Source organism: Microcella alkaliphila (assembly GCF_004216855.1).
GTDB lineage: Bacteria > Actinomycetota > Actinomycetes > Actinomycetales > Microbacteriaceae > Microcella > Microcella alkaliphila.
The window spans coordinates 156,554-175,118 of the sequence record NZ_SGXT01000014.1; the positions used below are offsets into that span (position 1 = coordinate 156,554).

At 68.2% G+C, this 18,565-nt stretch carries 16 protein-coding genes and 3 tRNA genes; 6 read left to right on the forward strand and 13 right to left on the reverse strand.

Annotation, left to right across the window (positions count from 1 at the left end):
- Positions 1-3: 3 nt before the first annotated feature.
- The 4 genes from EV140_RS06425 to EV140_RS06440 are packed head-to-tail and all read right to left on the reverse strand — an operon-like array spanning position 4 to position 2,976.
- The gene (locus tag EV140_RS06425) at positions 4-1,140 is read right to left on the reverse strand and encodes a UDP-N-acetylmuramate dehydrogenase (protein ID WP_130282213.1); all 1,137 of its coding nucleotides are present in this window, start codon (positions 1,138-1,140) and stop codon (positions 4-6) included.
- Positions 1,137-1,556, reverse strand: a complete 420-nt coding sequence (locus EV140_RS06430; RefSeq protein ID WP_130282215.1) for a MaoC/PaaZ C-terminal domain-containing protein — start codon at positions 1,554-1,556, stop codon at positions 1,137-1,139. The genes EV140_RS06425 and EV140_RS06430 overlap by 4 nt, the downstream gene beginning before the upstream one ends.
- Positions 1,553-2,002, reverse strand: coding sequence for an FAS1-like dehydratase domain-containing protein (locus EV140_RS06435; RefSeq protein WP_130282217.1), 450 nt, complete (start codon positions 2,000-2,002; stop codon positions 1,553-1,555). Before EV140_RS06435 ends, EV140_RS06430 begins: the two co-directional genes overlap by 4 nt.
- Positions 2,003-2,034: 32 nt before the next feature.
- Positions 2,035-2,976: an aminoglycoside phosphotransferase family protein gene (locus EV140_RS06440; protein ID WP_130282219.1), complete on the reverse strand. Its 942-nt coding sequence runs from the start codon at positions 2,974-2,976 to the stop codon at positions 2,035-2,037.
- A gap of 379 nt (positions 2,977-3,355) precedes the next feature.
- On the opposite strand from EV140_RS06440, the gene EV140_RS06450 reads away from it, so the two are divergent.
- Complete coding sequence (locus EV140_RS06450; protein ID WP_130282221.1) at positions 3,356-4,039, forward strand: hypothetical protein; 684 nt, start codon at positions 3,356-3,358, stop codon at positions 4,037-4,039.
- A gap of 103 nt (positions 4,040-4,142) precedes the next feature.
- Here EV140_RS06450 and EV140_RS06455 read toward each other — a convergent pair.
- From EV140_RS06455 to EV140_RS06480, 6 genes are all read right to left on the reverse strand, one after another.
- Positions 4,143-4,219 (reverse strand) — tRNA-Met (locus EV140_RS06455).
- 31 nt (positions 4,220-4,250) lie between these two features.
- Positions 4,251-4,322 (reverse strand) — tRNA-Thr (locus tag EV140_RS06460).
- Between the two features lie 77 nt (positions 4,323-4,399).
- A complete protein-coding gene (locus EV140_RS06465; protein ID WP_241971328.1) occupies positions 4,400-6,343 on the reverse strand; it encodes a glycoside hydrolase family 13 protein in 1,944 nt (647 codons plus the stop codon).
- A gap of 37 nt (positions 6,344-6,380) precedes the next feature.
- Positions 6,381-7,373, reverse strand: coding sequence for a sugar ABC transporter permease (locus EV140_RS06470; RefSeq protein WP_096423131.1), 993 nt, complete (start codon positions 7,371-7,373; stop codon positions 6,381-6,383).
- Between the two features lies 1 nt (position 7,374).
- Positions 7,375-9,006, reverse strand: coding sequence for an ABC transporter permease subunit (locus EV140_RS06475; RefSeq protein WP_198674367.1), 1,632 nt, complete (start codon positions 9,004-9,006; stop codon positions 7,375-7,377).
- 131 nt (positions 9,007-9,137) lie between these two features.
- Positions 9,138-10,244, reverse strand: coding sequence for a sugar ABC transporter substrate-binding protein (locus EV140_RS06480; RefSeq protein WP_241971329.1), 1,107 nt, complete (start codon positions 10,242-10,244; stop codon positions 9,138-9,140).
- Between the two features lie 303 nt (positions 10,245-10,547).
- Here EV140_RS06480 and EV140_RS06485 point away from each other — a divergent pair, with 303 nt between their 5' ends.
- Positions 10,548-12,260, forward strand: coding sequence for a glycoside hydrolase family 13 protein (locus EV140_RS06485; RefSeq protein WP_130282225.1), 1,713 nt, complete (start codon positions 10,548-10,550; stop codon positions 12,258-12,260).
- 72 nt (positions 12,261-12,332) lie between these two features.
- Here the strand turns inward: EV140_RS06485 and EV140_RS06490 are convergent, their stop codons facing one another.
- The 3 genes from EV140_RS06490 to EV140_RS06500 all read right to left on the reverse strand — a co-directional run bounded on the left by EV140_RS06490 (position 12,333) and on the right by EV140_RS06500 (position 14,585).
- Complete coding sequence (locus EV140_RS06490) at positions 12,333-13,397, reverse strand: M23 family metallopeptidase (protein WP_130282227.1); 1,065 nt, start codon at positions 13,395-13,397, stop codon at positions 12,333-12,335.
- Between the two features lie 192 nt (positions 13,398-13,589).
- Positions 13,590-14,414 (reverse strand): inositol monophosphatase family protein, encoded by an 825-nt coding sequence (locus EV140_RS06495; protein ID WP_130282229.1) that lies wholly within the window; start codon positions 14,412-14,414, stop codon positions 13,590-13,592.
- A gap of 89 nt (positions 14,415-14,503) precedes the next feature.
- Positions 14,504-14,585, reverse strand: a tRNA-Tyr gene (locus tag EV140_RS06500).
- Between the two features lie 151 nt (positions 14,586-14,736).
- On the opposite strand from EV140_RS06500, the gene EV140_RS06505 reads away from it, so the two are divergent.
- The 4 genes from EV140_RS06505 to EV140_RS06520 are packed head-to-tail and all read left to right on the forward strand — an operon-like array spanning position 14,737 to position 18,210.
- The gene (locus EV140_RS06505) at positions 14,737-15,789 is read left to right on the forward strand and encodes a LacI family DNA-binding transcriptional regulator (RefSeq protein WP_130282231.1); all 1,053 of its coding nucleotides are present in this window, start codon (positions 14,737-14,739) and stop codon (positions 15,787-15,789) included.
- Positions 15,782-16,270, forward strand: coding sequence for a YajQ family cyclic di-GMP-binding protein (locus EV140_RS06510; protein WP_130282233.1), 489 nt, complete (start codon positions 15,782-15,784; stop codon positions 16,268-16,270). Before EV140_RS06505 ends, EV140_RS06510 begins: the two co-directional genes overlap by 8 nt.
- Positions 16,271-16,312: 42 nt before the next feature.
- Entirely contained in the window at positions 16,313-17,791 is a 1,479-nt protein-coding gene (gene cls / locus EV140_RS06515) for a cardiolipin synthase (protein WP_241971330.1), read from the forward strand.
- A 14-nt stretch (positions 17,792-17,805) separates the two neighbouring features.
- Complete coding sequence (locus EV140_RS06520; RefSeq protein ID WP_130282235.1) at positions 17,806-18,210, forward strand: DUF1801 domain-containing protein; 405 nt, start codon at positions 17,806-17,808, stop codon at positions 18,208-18,210.
- Positions 18,211-18,565 lie beyond the last annotated feature (355 nt).

The window sequence follows — 18,565 nt, forward strand, 5'->3', positions numbered from 1 at the left end:
TCGCTACAGCTCGAGGCCGACGAACACCGGCTCGGGGTGCAGCATGACCCCGAACTCGCTGAGCACCCGGGTTTGGATGTACCGCGCCAACTCGGCGATCTCGGCTGCCGTCGCCCCACCCGTGTTGGTGAGCGCGAGCGTGTGCTTCTTCGACACCGCGGCGCGCGAGGCGCCCAGCCGGAATCCGCGCGTAATGCCGGCGTGCTCGATCAGCCAGGCGGCGCTGAGCTTCACCGGGGCGTCGACCGGTTCGGGCGGCGGCACGGGCTCGTGGCCGAGCGGCACCGCCATCGCGGGCGGCTCGGGTACGGTCGACCAGCGCGGCGCATTCGACGGCAAGGTGCGGGCGAAGGCGGCGCTCACGATCGGGTTCGTGAAGAACGAGCCGGCGCTCACCGAATCGGGATCGTTCTCGTCAAGCACCATTCCCTTGGATGCACGCAAGCGCACTACGGCGGACCGCACGCCCGCAACGGGGGCGCGGTCACCGACATCGACGCCGAGCGCGTCGGCGAGCTGAGCGTACGCGACCGGCCGGCTGCGGGCATCCTCGTTGCGTTCCAGGGCGAGGTCGACCGAGAGGACGATCCAGGGGCGACCGGCCTTGATGACGCTCGCGCGGTAGCCGAGCTCGAGCTCGGGGGCGGGCGCGCGGCGACGCTCCCCCGTCACGAGGTCGAGGATCTCGACGGCCACAAGGCTTTCAGACAGTTCTTGTCCGTAGGCGCCGATGTTCTGAATGGGGGCGGCGCCCGTCGAACCGGGGATGCCACTCAAGGCTTCGAGCCCTGCAAAACCCTCGGCGACGGTGTGGGCGACGAGGTCGTCCCACGGTTCGCCCGCCGCCACGCGCAGCCGCACGGGTCGGCGCGAACCTTCGGCGTCGGGCAGGCGCTCGATGCCGCGCATGGCCACCCGAATGACCGTGCCGTCGATGCCGGCGTCGCCGACGAGCACGTTCGAGCCGCCACCGAGCACGAGCCATTCGTCGTCGTGCGCCTGCGCGTCGAGCACCGCCTCGACCAGCTCGTCGACCGTCGTCGCCTCCACCAGGCGGGCGGCGGGCCCGCCGACGCGCAGCGTCGTCAGGTCGGCGAGCGCCGTCGCGGCGTCGGCTGCGCCCTCGGCGTGCGGCGTCACAGCGTGCGGATGCGCGCCTGCGCCTTGCCGAGGACCGTCTGGCCGCCGTACGAGACGGTCAGGTCGATGCGAGCCTCGTCGTCGTCGAGCGCGCCGACCGTGGCGACGACCTGCACCACGGCACCATCGACCGGGTCGACGACGACGGGGCGCGTGAAGCGCACCTGGTAGTCGGAAACCCAGCCCCGCGCATCCAGCCAGTCGGTCACGGTGCCGATCGCGACGCCCATCGTCAGCATGCCGTGGGCGAGCACGCCCGGCAGCCCGACCTGTGCGGCGACGTCGTCGCGGTAGTGGATGGGGTTGAAGTCGCCGCTCGCGCCGGCGTAGCGCACGAGCGAGTCACGGGTGAGGGTGAGGGTCTCGTCGGCCACGACCTGGCCGACCTCAAGGCTGAGGGTGTCGGCGATGCTCATGCGCCATCCCCCCGCACGACGAGGGTCGACACGCTCGTGACGACGTGCTGGCCGGCGGCGTCGACCATGTCGGTTTCGCTCGTGACCATTGCGTTGCCGCCGAGCGTCTTCACGCCCGTCACGCGCAGCGTCGCGGTGAGTTCGTCGCCGGCGACGACCGGCCGCGTGTAGGTGAAACGCTGGTCGCCGTGCACGACGCGGCTGAAGTCAATGCCGGCGTCGGGCTCGGCGAGCAGCTGCTGCAGCGTCGCCTCGGCCACGACGATCGGAAAGGTCGGAGGCGCCACCACATCGGCGAAGCCCGCGGAGCGCGCGGCCTCGACGTCGTGGTGCACGGCGGCGGATGCTCGGGTCGCGCGGGCGAATTCGCGCACCTTCTCACGCCCCACGAGATACGGGGCGACGGGCGGAAAGGTGCGCTCGGGCAGGTCAGGATTCACGGGCACCCGGCCAGTCTAGGACGGGGCGGCAAACCCGGTCAGAAGAGCGTGGCGCCGAGCAGCCGGTCGAGCATCGCCCGGCCGAGCCGCTTCTCGGCAGCGTTGCGCGTGCGCGTGCCGCGCACCAGCAACTCGAGACCGCGTGTCGCCGCCACGGCGTTCAGCGCGGACTGGTCTCGATCGGTCGGCGTGCGCCCGTACCCGTGCAGGAACGCTGCGCGCAGCCACGGGGCATCGCGCCACGGTCCGTACTCGAGCCACAGCAAGTCGACGATGCGGGGCTCGTGCTCGGCCTGCGAGAAGTCGATGAGGCGCACGTGGCCGCCCGGGTCGATGATCCAGTGCTCGGGGCGTAGTGCCCGGTGGGCGGGCACGTGATCGAAGACTCCGAGGTCGAGCGCGGTGGCGACGTGCTGCCGCGCCAGGTGGCGCTCGTCGGCAAGCCGCCATGCGCGCTCGTCGGCCGGGTCATCGCCGACGCCGAAGACGCGCTCGGCCTCGAGGCTCCAGCGCTCGAACTCGGCGGCGATGAGTCTGCCGAACCGGTCGTGACGGCGCGGCGGCTCCGCGTCGTGAAGCTTTCGCACCAGTTCACCGAGCCGATAGTGGATGTCGGGGTCGGTCTCGTGGGGCGTGCCCGCGGCGGGCTCGCCGAGCAGGCGTGAGAGCACGAGCAAGCGCAGCCCGTCGTCGAGCGTGACGATGCGCGGGGCATCCCCGTGAAGGGCCACCGCATACTGCTGCAGCGACTCGCTCTCGCTGCGGTAGGGGCCGTCATCGCGATGCCATTTGACGACCGCCTGTTCGCCGCCGCGGGTGACGACGTGCAGCACGCGGGACGTCTTGTGCCTGCCCCAGTGCTCGACGACGACATCGACGGGGCCGAGGGTGCGGTGCACGCGGTCGAGCACCTCGGCGTCACTCGCGATGCGCGCGGCGGGGCGCGTCTCGGGCGCATTGGCACCAGCAATTGCGGTCATCGCGATGCTCCCCTTCCGGCCGGAGGGTGCGGGCTTTTCGCCATTGGACCACGAAACCCCGGTCTTCCTGCGGTGGAAGCCGGGGTTTCGGGTGAGGTCTCAGCGATGCAGCGCCGAGACAGAAGTCATGTGGGGACTACTGGCAGCTCTCGCACTGCAGCAGGTCCATCGGGTCGACGGGCACTGCGTAGCCACCGACGGTGTCGTTTTCGTTGTCCATGTCGGGCCTCCTGTGTCTGATGGAATCCCGCCGTCCGGCGGTGGAGTTCCACTATATACACGGAATGACACTCGTGTCATTCCCCTAGATGTAGTGGTTCGGCGTGTCGCGCGATTTTTTCTGGGGCGGCTGTGAGGGGGCCCTCAATAGACTGCATCCGTGGCGGATGAACGGGGCGAGACGGGCGAAGAGGCGCCCGCACCCGAGCCCGAAACCGACTCACGCACCCGCGCTGAGAGGCGCCGCGACGAGCTGATCGAGGAGGGCATCCTCGTCGCCATGGCGGCACTGCGCATGAAGGTGAAGAACCGCACGATCGTGTGGATGCTGCGCGACGGGAATCCGTGGGACGACGCCGTCGTGCGCACCATGGTGCGTGAAGAGCTCGCGGGGCTCGCGGACGAGCTGGAACGCGAGGCGGAGCGCCTCGCGGAGCTGCGCCCGAAGGCGGCCCGCCGGATCGGCCGCTCGCAGCACCAGTACGACTACGGCCAGGAAGACGTGTACCTCTTGCGGCAGCGCGAGAACACGAACCGCGCCGTGGCGCAGAAACTCATCGAGTTGGGTGACGACGATGCGGCCGTCGACGCCGTGGGGGCCGGTGTCAAGCACGACAACCTGATGGAGATCGTCTCGGCGGCTCCGCTGCCGTTCGAGCCGCGATCGGATGACGCGCTCGACCCCGAGCAGCAGCGCCGCGCGATCCGCGCGATCGAGGACGAGCTGCAGGTGATGCTCGCCAAGGCGGAGGGTCGACCCCTGGTCGTCGGCGCGAGAGGCGCCCGGAGCGCGTCGGGTACGCCGGGTCGCCCGTGGTGGAAGCGCCTGCGCCAGACCCGCTGACGGCACAACCGTCTCGAGAATTGGTGGCAGAGAAGCGGGACTCGAACCCCGCGAACGCGAACCAGCGTTCGCGGCGCAAGCCAGACGCAACCGTCTCGAGAATTGGTAGCGAGGGCGGGACTCGAACCCGCGACACCACGATTATGAGCCGTGTGCTCTAACCACCTGAGCTACCCCGCCGGGCGAAACCGGGGCTACACCCCCGCTTCAGAGCCCCGAGTCAGGATTGAACTGACGACCCCTTCCTTACCATGGAAGTGCTCTACCACTGAGCTATCGGGGCGCGACCGATCGGTTACCCGATTTCGGCACCAGAGAAGATTAGCACCTGTCGCGGGGCGTGTCAGACCGCCGTTCTGCTCACGCGTCGGAGCGGGAGACGACGCTCCACTGGGGGCTGTCGGCGGCCACGGGCACCCCGTGTCCGGGGAAGGCGGGGGCGTCGATTCCGGGTAGCGCCCACGCCGTGAACGACATCCCGGTCGACCGGATGCGCGCGGCGGGCCCGGCCTGGACGGTGCCGTCCGCGACGGCCTCGCCCCGTGCATCCACAGCAAGTTCGGCGTCGCCGATGAGCCGCACGGCCGCGCCCCCGTCGATGCCGCCGAGCGCGATGTCGGCGTCGTCGCGCGCCGCGAGTACGAGCACGGTCTCGTCGGCGAGTTCGCGCACGAAGAGGAGCGCATCGTCGCCGACGTGCAGCCAGCGCAGCGAGCCGGTGCCGAGCGCGCGGTGCTCGCGCCGCAGACGTAGGTGTTCGGCGTAGAGGTCGATGGTGGGGGCGTAGTCGTCGACGCGGTCCCACGGGATCGGTGTGCGCGAGTGTTCGCCGTTCTCGCCGGTGAAGCCGAACTCGTCGCCGGCGAAGACGACGGGGATTCCCGGTAGCGACAGGGACAGGCCGAGCGCCACCGGCACGGCGCCGGGGCGGGCCCGCGTGACGAAGCGGGAGGTGTCGTGCGTGTCGAGGGCGTTCATCGAGTTCAGGCGCGAGCGCCAGGGCATCGCCGCGGTGAAGCGGGTGTTCGCGTCGGCGACCTGGTGACCCGTGTACTGGGGCATGACCGGGTACGGCAGGCCGAAGAACCAGCTGATGGGGCCCGGCTCGCTGAGCCACGCCCAGACGGGTCGGGTGAAGCTGGCGTAGGTCATGGCGCCGTGCCAGCCGTCACCCTGCATGTCGCTCTGCGCGTCGTTGGTGCTCTCGGCGAGGAGCAGGGTGTCGGGGTTGACGCTGCGCATGGTCGCCTGGGTGAGCTGGCGCACCTCGGCGTTGAGGTCGTGGTCGTCGAGGCGGCCGGTCATGTTGGCGACGTCGATGCGCCAGCCGTCGAGGCCGTACGGCTGCTGCAGCCAGCGGCCGACGACGGAGTCGGGACCGTCAATGAAGCGGCGGCGCAGCTCGTCGCTCGCCCAGTTGAGCTTCGGCAGGCTCTCGACGCCGAGCCACGACACGTAGCGGCCGTCGTCGTCGAGGTAGTAGAAGGCGCGCTCAGGCGCGTCGGCGCTCGCCCGGGCCGCGACGAACCACTCGTGGGCGTCGCCCGAGTGGTTGAGCGTCAGGTCGCCCATCACCTTGATTCCGCGCGCGTGGGCCGCCTCAACGAGCCGCACAAGCGCCTTGTCACCGCCGAGAAGCGGGTCGACCTGGTCGAAGCTGTGGGCGTCGTAGCGGTGGTTCGACCGGCCAGGAAACACCGGGGTCAGGTACAACACGGTCGCGCCGAGCCGCTCGAGATGGTCGAGATGCTCGGTGATTCCGTCGAGGTCTCCCCCGTAGAACTGCCGCGGCGTCGACGGACCCTGGTAGATCGGCTCGTCATGCCACTCGGCCGGCTCTGCCCACTCGGGCAGCTCGCGATCGTCGGCGGCGGATGATCGGGCGAAGCGATCGGGGAACACCTGGTACATGACTGCCTCGGCCCCCCACGCCGGCGGCGGCGCGAAGGTGACGAGGCGGAAGTCGTCGTCGTCGCGGGTCTCGATGTCGCTGAGTCCGGCCTGCGAGAGGAAGTGCGTCTCGCCGCTCGCCCGGGTGATGATGAAGCGGTAGCCGTGGACCGGATTCTCGATCAGCAGCTCGGCCTCCCACCAACTCGCATCGTCGTCGTGGTGGACGACGACCGCCGGGGTGAACCGCGGCTCATGGTTGGGGTTCGAGCGCGTCTTCACCCCGGCTACGTGGCCGTAGCGGTGAGGCACGCGCAGGCGCACGCGCACGGCATCACCGAGAGCGGGCTCTTGGGTCGAGACGTAGAGGGGCGACCCGTCGTGGTGCGGACGGGCATCGATGTCAGGCAGCACGGGCAGGGTGGTCCTTCGCGGTGGCGCGCGCGTCGTCTTACTTGACGCTGCCGGCGGTGAGCCCGCCGATGATGTACTTCTGCAGGTAGAGGAACAGCGCCATCACGGGGATTGCCGCGAGCACCGCTCCCGCCGAGAAGATCGTCCAGTTCGTGGACGTCTCCTGACTGATGAACTGATACAGCCCGACCGCGAGGGTCTGCGTCTGCGGGCTCGTGAGTACGACCGAGGCGATGACGAACTCGCTGGTGGTCGCGATGAACGACAGTAGCCCGACCACGGCGAGGATCGGCGCGACGAGGCGCAGGATGATCGTGAAGAAGATGCGCGCGTGACTCGCGCCGTCGATCTTCGCCGCTTCGTCGATCGAGACCGGCACGGTGTTGAAGAACCCGTACATGAGATAGGTGTTCACGCCGAGCGCGCCGCCGAGGTAGACGAGGATCAGGCCGGCCTGGGTGCCGATTCCGATCTGCGGGAAGATGTCGCCGATTCCGCTCAGCAGCAAGAAGATGGCGACGACGCCGAGCAGCTGCGGGAACATCTGCACGAGCAGCAGGGTCAGCAGGCCGACCCGGCGGCCGGTGAAGCGCATCCGCGAAAAGGCGTACGCGGCGAGCGCCCCGAGGAAGACGGTGCCGACCGCGGTCGTGAGCCCGATGATCATCGTGTTCAGGAACCACGCGGCGTACGGCTGCTGCGGCAGCTGGAACAGCTCGACGTAGTTGCCGAAGTCGATCGTGCGGAACAGCACGTTCGAGCCGACCAGCGTTCCCGTGGGGTTGAGCGAGGCCGACAGCACGTACAGCAGCGGGAACGCCGCGAAGACGAGCATGACGATGCCGATGAGGTGCCGCCACCCGGTGTCACGGGCCCAGAAGAGGAAGCCGCGCTTGCGGCGCTCCGGGATGCTCGTGTGCGGCCGGTCAGCGGACGGCGCGGTCGCGACGGTGGTCGCCGCCCCGGCGACTGCCGGGTTGAGGCGCGCGCCGATCTGTTGGCCATCGGACGGGTTGAAGGGGTTCGTCATGTCAGTTCAACTCCTCGAGGGCCTTGGTCTGGCGGAAGCTGATGATCGACACCGTCGCGACGATGATGAAGATCAGGATCGCGAAGGCGCTTGCGAGGCCGTAGTCGCGGCCGGTTCCGGCGCCGAACGCCACCTTGTAGACGAGCGTGATGAGGATGTCGGTGGCACCCGCATCCACGCCGGCGGTGACGTCGCGCGGACCGCCTCCCGTCAGCATGTAGATGATGTTGAAGTTGTTGAAGTTGAACGCGAAGCTCGAGATGAGCAGCGGCGCGACCGATACGAGCAGCAGCGGGAACTTGATGAGTCGGAACACGGCCCAGGGTTTGGCACCGTCGACGGTGGCGGCCTCCGTCAGCTCCTCCGGAATCGACTGCAGCGCCCCCGTGCAGATGAGGAACATGTAGGGGAAGCCGAGCCACAGGTTCACCGTCAAGACGCTGATCTTCGCCAGCCACGGATCGGTCAGCCACGGGATGCTCGCCCCGCCAAACAAGACCTGGTTGATGTACCCGAAGTCCTGGTTGAACAACCCGAGCCAGACGAGCCCCGAGAGGAAGCCGGGGAAGGCGTACGGGAGGATCATGATGAGCCGGTAGGCCTTCTTGCCCTTCATGCCGGGCTTGTTGAACACGATCGCGAGGAACAGTCCGAGCGCGAACGTGGTCGCGACGGAGAGGATCGCGAAGGCGAAGGTCCAGATGGTGACGCTGATGAGCGGCCCGCGAATGTTGTCACTCGTGAACGCCTTCACGAAGTTGTCGAAACCGACATTGATCGTCCAGCCGGGGATCAGCTCGCGGCCATCGTCGTTGACGAAAGCGCCGTTGCCTCCGTCGCGGTAGATGACTCCGGCCGCGTCGGTGAAGGTGTCGGTGGCCTCGTCGTATTCGAGGGCCGACAGATAGAGGTAGGCGTTCGAACCGTCCGGGGTGCGTAGCGCCCCGTCGGCCGGGTCATCGCTGAACGGCACCGAGAGGGTCGTGATGGCGCGTTGGTTGGCGAGCAGGTCGGCAAAGCTCAGTGAGGTGTAGCCGTCGACGGCGACGGCCTTGCCGGTCGAGTCGAGTTCGGCGCCGCCGGCCGGTGCGAGCGGCTCATCGGGGCTGCCGAGGAACACCTCGCCGGTCGGGGTAGTCACGAGGAAGGCGTAGTCGCCGCCCTGCTCCAGCACCTGGAGGCGGAAGGTCGGAGAGTCGGGCACGCGGTTCAGGGACGTGAGCTGGATGTTTGCGATCGCATCCTCTTTCGTGCCGTTCCGCCCGTCGCCGTAGTTCGTGAAGGCGATGTAGCCCGAGTACACGACGACGAAGATCTGGAACACGGCGAGGAACAGCAGGCCCGGCGCCAGGTACTTGGCGGGCAGGCCCCCAGGCCGCAGGTAGATCCAGTTGATGACGAGGGTCACGGCGAGCGTGATGCCGAAGATGAGCCACGACTCCTGCATGAACAGGACGAACATGGCGAACACGGCGAGCGAGTCGACGAGGCCGAGCAACACGATCTTGAACGCCCAGCCGCGCAGGCTGTTGCTCGAGTTGGTCGCCATGACGCGGGCGGGGATTCCGCCGCCGCGGGTACGGGGTGGGGGCGTGACGACCGGCTGGTCCGTCCCGGGAGTGGTGTTGCTCATCGTTCCTCGTCTCACTGCACAGGAGGGTGTGGCGCGGTGCCGACCGCGGTCGGCACCGCGACGGTGCAGCGAGGCCCTCCGCGATGCGGATGCTCGCGAAGGGCCTCGCTTGTCACCTGCGGTCTCGGGGTTTAGCCGTCGACCTTCTCCTGGATGCTCGCAACCATCGCGCGCCACAGCTCAACCGGGTCACCCTGGCCGTTGATGATGGCGACCTGGGTCGAGCCCCAGTCACTCCACACGACGTCCATCGCGGGAACGTTCGGCATCGGGACGCCGTCGGCACCGACGGCACCGAACGCGGCAACGTCAGCGTCACCCTGCGCGGCCTCGAAGGCGCTCAGCAGCGCCGGGGCGCGGCCACCGACCTCGTACAGCGCGGTCTGCACCTCTTCGCTACCGATGTAGTTCACGAGGAACTCGGTGGCGGCGATGGTGTTCTCGCTGCGCGACGAGACGAAGAAGCCCTGCACGCCGACGAACGGCGAGGCGGTCTCGCCACCGGCCGACGGGATCGCGTCGATCGCGTAGTTGATGCCTGCTTCCTTCACGGCCGGAAGGTTCCAGGGCCCGGTGAGGAAGAACGGCGACTTGCCGGCGACGAACTCTTCGCGGGCGATGTCACCCGAGATGTTCGTGTTGAGGATGCCGTCGGCACCCCACGCGGCGAGCGCGGTGGCGAACTGCTCGCCACCCTCGTTGCCGAGGGCGAGCGTCGTCGGGTCGTAGGTGCCGTCAGCGGTGATCTCGAACACCGGAGCACCGAACGACGCCTGGAAGGGGTACAGGTGGTACGGGTCGGCCGCGTTCGGGTCGAGACCCACGAGGAAGCGGTACTCGGCGCCGGAGGCCTCGCCGGCGGCAATCATCTCGTCGAAGGTGGCGGGAGCCTCCGCGGCGAGGTCGACATTGCGGATGAGCGCGATGTTCTCGACCGAGTAGGGCAGACCGTAGGTCTGGCCCTCGTAGCTCATGGCCGTGATCGCGACGTCCTGGAAGTCGCCGGCGGCGTCGCCCAGCTCGAGCGGCGCAACAACACCGTTCTGCACGAGCTTGCCCAGCCAGTCGTGCGCACCGACGATGACGTCGGGGCCGTTGCCGGTGGGGGCCTGGGTGATGAAGTCGTCGCGGATCGCGCCGAAGTCCTTCGTCACGAGCTCGACCGCAACACCGCGGTCGGCTTCGAACTGAGCGGCGATGTCCTCCAGGACTCCGGCGCGGTCAGCGTCGACCCACACGGTCAGCGTGCTCGACGCCGCGGGGGTTTCGGGGGCGGTCGTGGGGTCGGCGGGCTCGGCCTCGCCGGCGCGCTGCCGGTGCTGTCTGCCTGTGGCAGACGGTCACCGTCGCCAAGAGGCCATTCTCTTGATGCGCTCGCGGATTGCAAGCGCTTACAGTTATAGCACTTCCGCTGAATCCCCACAACCATGGATTTTTGCGGACGCTCCGCGACCACTCGCTGAAAGAATGCTGGAAGCCTGGAAACGCTTCCACCACGTGGAACCGTTTCCACAGTCAGCGTTTTCGCGTATCGTGGCCGCATGCCCAATGAAACCTTGAGCCCTACTGGCGCGCCCGAGCGCGTGTCGCACGCCCGTGCATCCCAGCCGGGTAAAGAGTGGTGGCGCACCGCCGTCATCTACCAGATCTATCCGCGCTCGTTCGCCGATGCGAACGGCGACGGCATCGGCGACCTCGCCGGAATCACCGAGCGTCTCGACTCACTTGCCGCTCTCGGCGTCGACGCGGTCTGGCTGTCTCCCTTCTTCCGCTCGCCGCAGAACGACGCGGGGTACGACGTCAGCGACTACTGCGACGTGGACCCGCTGTTCGGCACCCTCGCTGACTTCGATCGGATGCGCGAACGGGCTCACGAGCTTGGCCTGCGGGTCATTGTCGACCTCGTTCCGAACCACTGCTCGAGCGAGCACGTGTGGTTCCAGGAGGCACTGGCCGCCGGCCCCGGCTCCGCCGAGCGCGACCGCTTCATGTTCCGCGAGGGCAAGGGTGAGAACGGCGAGCTGCCCCCGAACAACTGGCAGTCGATCTTCGGAGGCCCCGCCTGGACGCGGGTGACCGAGGCGAACGGCGAGCCCGGCCAGTGGTACCTCCACCTGTTCGACTCGACGCAGCCCGACTTCAACTGGAAGAACGAGTGGGTCTGGGAGCGCTTCCGCGAGATTCTGCGGTTCTGGCTTGACCGCGGGGCCGACGGCTTCCGCGTCGACGTCGCCCACGGCCTCATGAAGGCAGACGGACTGCCCGACGTGCCCGAGCCGGAGGAGGGCGAGAGCCTCGCCGAGGCCATGATGAAGCCCGACGAGGTGCCCTACTGGGCTCAGCCTCCCGTGCACGACGTCTATCGCGACTGGCACAAGGTTCTCGCCGAGTACGACGGCGACCGCGTTCTGTGCGCCGAGGCGTGGGTCGAGCCGCTCAGCCGTGCCGCCCTGTGGGTGCGCGACGACGAGATGCACCAGGCGTTCAACTTCAGCTACCTCTCGACGCCGTGGGAGGCTCCGAAGCTTCGCACCGTCATCGACGAGTCGATTGCCGCGTTCGGTGATGTCGGCGCCCCGAGCACGTGGGTGCTGTCCAACCACGACGTCGTGCGCCACGCGAGCCGCCTCGGCCTGACCGTGCACGCGGCCGCCCCCGCGAGCGGCATCGGCCCGGCGTCGGAGGACAAGCCAGACGAGGTGCTCGGCCTCAAGCGAGCGCGTGCCGCGACGGCGCTCATGCTGAGCCTGCCCGGCAGCGCGTACCTGTACCAGGGTGAGGAGCTGGGCCTGCCCGAGGTCATCGAGCTGGACGACCACGTGCGCGAAGACCCGACGTTCCACCGCACGAACGGCGAGGTCTACGGCCGTGACGGGTGCCGCGTTCCGCTGCCGTGGGAGGCCGACGCCCCCGCGTTCGGCTTCAACGCGACCGGCGAAAGCTGGCTGCCCCAGCCCACCGAGTGGAGCGCCATCGCGCGCGACGCGCAGGAGGGCGACCCCAGCTCGACGCTCGAGCTCTACCGTCGCGCTCTGGCCCTGCGGGCGGAACTGCGCCTCGGCGAAGGGTCGGTCTCGTGGATCGACCTCGGCGACGACGCGGTAGCGTTCCGCACCGGCGACGTCGTTGTGATCGCCAACCTCAGTGAGGGCGCGATCGAGCTTCCGGCCGGCGAGGTGCTGCTCACCAGCGGTCCACTTGACTGCCGTGCTGTGCCGACCGACACCACCGTCTGGCTGCGGGCGGCGAGCTAGCGCGACCGCGCAGCGACGCAACGAGCCCCGGAAGCGCTGAGCGCGCATCCGGGGCTTGTTCGTTCTGGTGCGCTACGAGGCGTTGGTGATGAGCCAGGCGTACGGGTCGACGGGGACGCCGTCGAGGTGCAGCTCGAAGTGCAGGTGGGGAGCGGTCGAGATGCCGCTCGATCCGACGAGTCCGACGAAATCGCCCGCCTCGATGGTGTCACCGACGCGCAGCGGGGAGGAGTCCCACACCATGTGGGCGTAGACGCTCGTGACGCGCTGCCCGTTGATCACGTGGTCGATGTATACGTGGTTGCCGAAGCCGCCACCCTGCTGCGAGAGGGTGACCGTGCCGCCGGCGATGGCCTGAATTGCGGTGCCATAGCCGGGGACGAAGTCGAGGCCCTGGTGGTAACTCGAGCAGCCCCAGCAGGGAGCGGCGCGGCTGCCGAAGCCCGAGCTGATCGGGGCGGCGAACGGGAAGGGCCAGCGCACGGCGCCCGCACCGGTCGTCGCGTAGGCGAAGGTGCGGTTGCCGTACCGCAGGCGCATCATCTCGGCGTAGGAGGTGACGCTCCAGTCGTCGCGGCTGGCGACGGGCAGAGCGCTGGCATCGTCAGACGCGGCCGAGAGCACCTGAGCCTCGGGGGCGTCGGTGGCGGCCCGGCTGGCACCCGTCTCGATAACGGCACCGGCGTCGAGGGCGCTCGCGACCTCTCCGAGCGACGCGGTCGCCGCGGGGGCGTTCGGGTCGCCGAGAACGCTGGAAGGAACCGACGTGCCGATGATGAGTGCCGCGGCCGCTGCCATGACGATCGGCGGGAAGACCTTGCGGGCCACGCGCTTGCGCAGCGGCACCGCGGACGCTCCGGGAACGGCCGAGGTCGTCGTGGCGACGGGCCCAGCCGGGGGGCGCGGTACGACGCCTCGGCGGGCCGATGACGACACCGCCGGAGAGGGGCTCGTGCTCGCGCGACGCGAACCACGCAACGCGGACTGTGCGGCCTCGACCTCACGCAGTGCCCGACGCGACTGGTGCCCCTCGGCTGCGCGCGCCTCCCGACGCGTCAAGGGCTGCACCGAACCGCCGTCCGATGCGGCCGCGGGGTCGCCAAGGGAGGCGTTCAGCCGTGTGAGGTCATCGGTCATGGGGGTGGTGGGGTGTTTCTCTGCGTCGTTCGGGTCAGTGTCGATCGGGTCTGGGCGCTCGTGACGGCGCGGAGAACCGCATCCATTTATCACGAACTGGTAAAGGCTAACCGCTTGTGCGGGAAACGAAAAGTCCGCGAACCTGATTCATAGGTTGCCTACGAAGCGACCTGGGGGTCCGGACAGTAAACATCAGGCCCGGATCTCGTCGAGCAGATCTTCCACAGACGCGAGCAAGTCGGGATGCACGGCGATCAGAAACTCGCGGCTCGGCGCGTTCCCTCCCCGGCCGACCACGACCCCACCGGCCTCCTGGACGACGAGACCTCCGGCCGCGTGATCCCACGGGTTGAGGGTGCGCTCGAAGTACGCATCGACCCGACCCGCGGCGAGGTTGCACAGATCGAGCGACGCCGTGCCCAGGCGACGAATGTCGCGCACGCGCGGCAGCATGGCGGCCACGGCGGCCCCCTGACGACCGCGCAACTCCGCGTCATACGCAAAGCCGGTCGCGATGAGCGCCTGATCGAGCGCGGGCGGCGTAGGGATGCTGAGGGCCCGGTCGCCGAGGAACGCGCCACCCCCGCGCACCGCCGTAAAGGTCTCGCCGGTGGCCGGGTTCAGCACAACACCGACGCGCTCGATCCAGTGCGCCGGATCAGCGGGGCCCTCGACGACGGCGATGCTCACCGCGTAGTGCGGGATGCCGTACAGATAGTTAACGGTGCCGTCGATCGGATCGACGACCCAGGTCAGGCCGCTGGACCCCTCGCCCCCGCCGCTCTCCTCACCGAAGAACGCGTCATCAGGCCTCGCCTCCGCGATTCGGTGACGAATGAGCGCCTCGGCGTCACGATCGACCTGGGTAACGACGTCGGTCGACGACGACTTGCGGTCGGCGACGGTGACCGTGCCCTCGCGGGCCGTAGCGATCATCCGCCCTGCCTCCGAGGCGATGTCGAGCGCGAGTGTAAGCAGCTCAGTGTCGGACGGGCGGGCGAGAGCGGGCGACGTCATGTGCCCAGTCTTCCAGGCACCGCACCACGTCGCTCAACACGAAAACGGCCCCGCGCTCGATGGTCTCGAGCGGCGGGGCCGTCACAGGGTGGCGAGTGAGGGATTCGAACCCCCGAAGGCTACGCCGGCTGATTTACAGTCAGATCCCTTTGGCCGCTTGGGTAACTCGCCGTACGCGCGCCCGTCCGCTGTATTCAGCGACCGGGTGCGCGCAATGAGTTTATACGGTCGCGAGGGTCCGCGACGACCAGTTGAGTGCAAGCGCTTGCAAACTGGGGTGGGCGCGTTAGTCTGAGCCCAAACCTTCGAAAAGAGCGCAGCCATGACCGGTATTGACGACGTCGCCAAACTCGCAGGCGTGTCCACGGCCACGGTGTCACGCGCGCTCAGCGGCCGCGGGCACGTCGCGCCCCGCACGCGCGAGAAGGTCGCAGCCGCGGCCAGTCAGCTGGGGTACGTCGTCAACGCCGACGCCTCGAGCCTCGCCACCGGGCGCACCCGCAACGTCGGTGTCGTTGTGCCCTTTCTCAATCGGTGGTTCTACACCGCGGTGATCGAGGGGGCGCAACGCCGGCTCATGCAGTACGGCTACGACCTCACCCTGTACAACCTGTCGGGCCACGACGACGAGCGTTCGAGCGTGTTCGAGCACTTCCTGCTGCGCAAACGCGTCGACGCCGTGCTCGCCGTCAGCCTGGAACTCACCGAGCAGGAGGTCGACTCGCTGCACGCGCTCGGCCGGCCGCTCGTCGGCGTGGGCGGGCCGATCCCCGGGGTGCCCACGTTGAGCATCGACGATGTCGCCGTCACGAAGCTCGCCACCGAGCACCTGCTGTCGCTCGGCCACCGTGTCATCGGCCACATCGGCGGTGACGTCGAGCGCGAGCTGTCGTTCCACCTGCCGACGAACCGTCGGCACGGCTACGAACTCGCCCTGCGCGAAGCGGGCATCGAACCCGACCCCGCGCTCTACTATCCGGCCGTGTTCACGATGGAGAGCGGGTATCAGGCGGCCAAGCAGTTGCTGGGTGAGCCGCGCATCCGCCCGACCGCGCTCGTGGCCGCGAGCGACGAGATGGCGATCGGGGCGATGCTGGCCGCGCGCGACATGGGGTTGAGCGTCCCGGGCGACCTGTCGGTCATCGGCATCGACAACCACGAACTCGCTCCGTTCTTCGGACTGTCGACCGTCGACCAGCACCCTGGGCTGCAGGGCGAGCGCGCCGTCGAGCTGCTGATGGAGGCGCTGCAACCGTCGGGCGGTGCGGACTCGGTTCCGGCCGTCGACCAGCCGTTGCCGTTTGACCTGATCGTGCGCGACTCGACCGCCAGAGTGCCCCTCCAGCCGGCCGCAGTAGAATCGGCACATGGCTGATTCCTCGTTCGACATCGTCAGCAAGGTCGACAAAATGGAGGCGGACAACGCCCTCCACCAGGCGCAGAAGGAGATCGCGCAGCGCTACGACTTCAAGGGTGTCGGCGCCTCGGTCGACTGGAGCGGCGAGAAGCTCCTGTTGAAGGCCAGCACCGAGGAGCGCGTGAACGCGGTGCTCGACGTGCTGCAGTCGAAGATGATCAAGCGCGGCATTTCCTTGAAGAGCCTCGACGTCGGCGAGCCGTACGCGAGTGGCAAGGAATACCGCATCGACGCGAGCCTGAAGAACGGCATCTCGAGCGAGAACGCCAAGAAGGTCGCCAAGATGATCCGCGATGAGGCGCCGAAGAGCGTGAAGGCGCAGATTCAGGGCGACGAGTTGCGCGTGCAGTCGAAGAGCCGCGACGACCTGCAGGCGACGATCGCGCTGGTGAAGAAGGCCGACCTCGATGTCGACCTTCAGTTCGTGAACTTCCGCTGAGCCCCCGGGCCCGCGCCGCGCGCGCGTCGCTAGACTCCGCGCATGGCTGAGGCAGTCGACAACATGTCGACCATCGCGCTCGTGGTGACGGTGATCTTGATCGCTGTCGACATCACGATCCGCATCGTGGCGCTATTCGTCGTGCCGCGGAACCGGCGCCCGCAGACCGCGATGGCGTGGCTGTTGGCGATCTTCTTTCTGCCGTACGTCGGGTTCATTCTCTTCCTGCTGTTCGGCTCGCGACGGTTGCCGAAGTCGCGACGCGAGAAGCAGCGCGAGATCAACGAGTACATCATCGACACCACGGAGGGCATGGATCGCGTTTCGCGCGACAACCCGTGGCCGCCGTGGCTGGAGCCGATCGTCGAGCTGAACCGGTCGCTCGGGGCGATGCCGCTCGTCGGAGACAATTCGGCCGAGATCATCACCGACTACAGCGCCTCGTTCGCGGCGATGACAGCGGAGGTCGACGCCGCGACGAAGACCGTGCACGTCGAGTTCTACATCGTGTCGTTCGACCACGAGACGGAGCCGTTCTTCGCGGCCGTTGAGGACGCCGTGGCGCGGGGCGTCACCGTCCGCATCCTGTTCGACCACATCGCGACGGTGCGCGTGCCCGGATACCGGCGCACGCTCGCGCGCCTGCGCGAGACCGGTGCAGAGTTTCACGCGATGCTGCCGGTGCGGCCGTGGCGTGGCCAGTGGCAACGCCCCGATCTGCGCAATCACCGCAAGTTCTTGATCGTGGATGGTCGGGTCGCGTTCACGGGGTCACAGAACCTGATCGAGCGCGGCTACAAGCGCAAGAAGCACTGGGCGGGAACGCTCGAGTGGCGCGAGCTGATGGTGCGCTTCGAGGGTCCGATCGTGACGGGTATCGACGCGCTGTTTGCGACGGACTGGTATTCGGAGACGGACGAGCTGCTGCTGCGTGAGACGGCGTCGATTCCGAAAGAGTTGCCGGAGGACGACGTCGACGCGCAGGTGGTGCCGAGCGGTCCGGCGTTCGAGGGTGAGAACAATCTCCGCCTGTTCAACTCGCTGGTCTACGCCGCGCAGCACCAGATTCAGATCTGTTCGCCGTATTTCGTGCCCGACGAGTCGATGCTGTACGCGATTACGACGGCGGCGCAGAGCGGCCTGGACGTGCAGTTGTTTGTTTCGGAGATCGGCGACCAGCCGATGGTGTTTCACGCGCAGCGCTCGTACTACGAGGCGCTGTTGAAGGCGGGTGTGCGCATTTGGCTGTACCGCGCGCCGACCGTTTTGCATGCCAAGCACGTGACGATCGACGACCAGGTGGCGGTGATCGGGTCGAGCAACATGGATATGCGCTCGTTCAGCCTGAACCTGGAGGTGTCGGTGATGGTGCGCGGTGCGCAGATCATCGCGGATCTGCGCCGGGTCGAGCAGCTCTACCGCGAGAACTCGCACGAGCTGACGCTGGATGAGTGGCAGAAGCGGCCGCGACACATGGCGGCGTTTGACACGCTCGCTCGGGTGACGGCGACCGTTCAGTAGGGCATCATCGCTCTATGGCGCAGAAGACGTTGCCGACGGATGTTCCTGTCGAGGATTTCCTGGCGGGCTTGGATGCTCGGCGCGCGTCCGAGGGCGGCGAACTGGTCGCGCTCTTCCGCGACGTCACGGGCGAGGAGCCGGTGATGTGGGGGCCGAGCATCATCGGCTTCGGCGAGTACGAGTACACGTATGCGAGCGGGCACTCGGGCGTGTGGCCGAAGGCGGGATTCTCGCCCCGCAAGGCGGAATTGTCTCTGTACGGGTTGCAGACCGCTGAGGGAGCGATCGAGCTGCTCGACCGGTTGGGCCCGCATCGCCGCGGGGTTGACTGCGTGTACGTGCGCCGACTCGACGCCATTGACCGGGACGTACTGCGCGAGCTCGTCGCCCTCTCCTGGAAGCACTACAGCAGCCACTAGGTGGCTCGGCTCGGCTCGGCTCGGCTCGGCTCGGCTCGGCTCGGCTCGGCTCGGCTCGGCTCGGCTCGGCTCGGCTCGGCTCGGCTCGGCTCGGCTCGGACCAACCCCTACCCCCTCCACCGCCTTCCAAAGACGCGGTAGAACGAATCTCCATCACCTTTCCGTAACAGAGACGCCTTCGCATCTCCGCCGTTTCGGAAGCGCGGATTGAGCTGCGTTTCGCGTTCCCGAGATTTCGGAAGGGGCCGGTCGGGGAGTCGGTTCGGGTTTCCGCGTCTTTGGAAGGGGCTGGAGGGGGTAGGCAGGTTCACGGGGTTGGGTCACCGGTCACTCCTCCCGCGGAGCACCTCGGCAC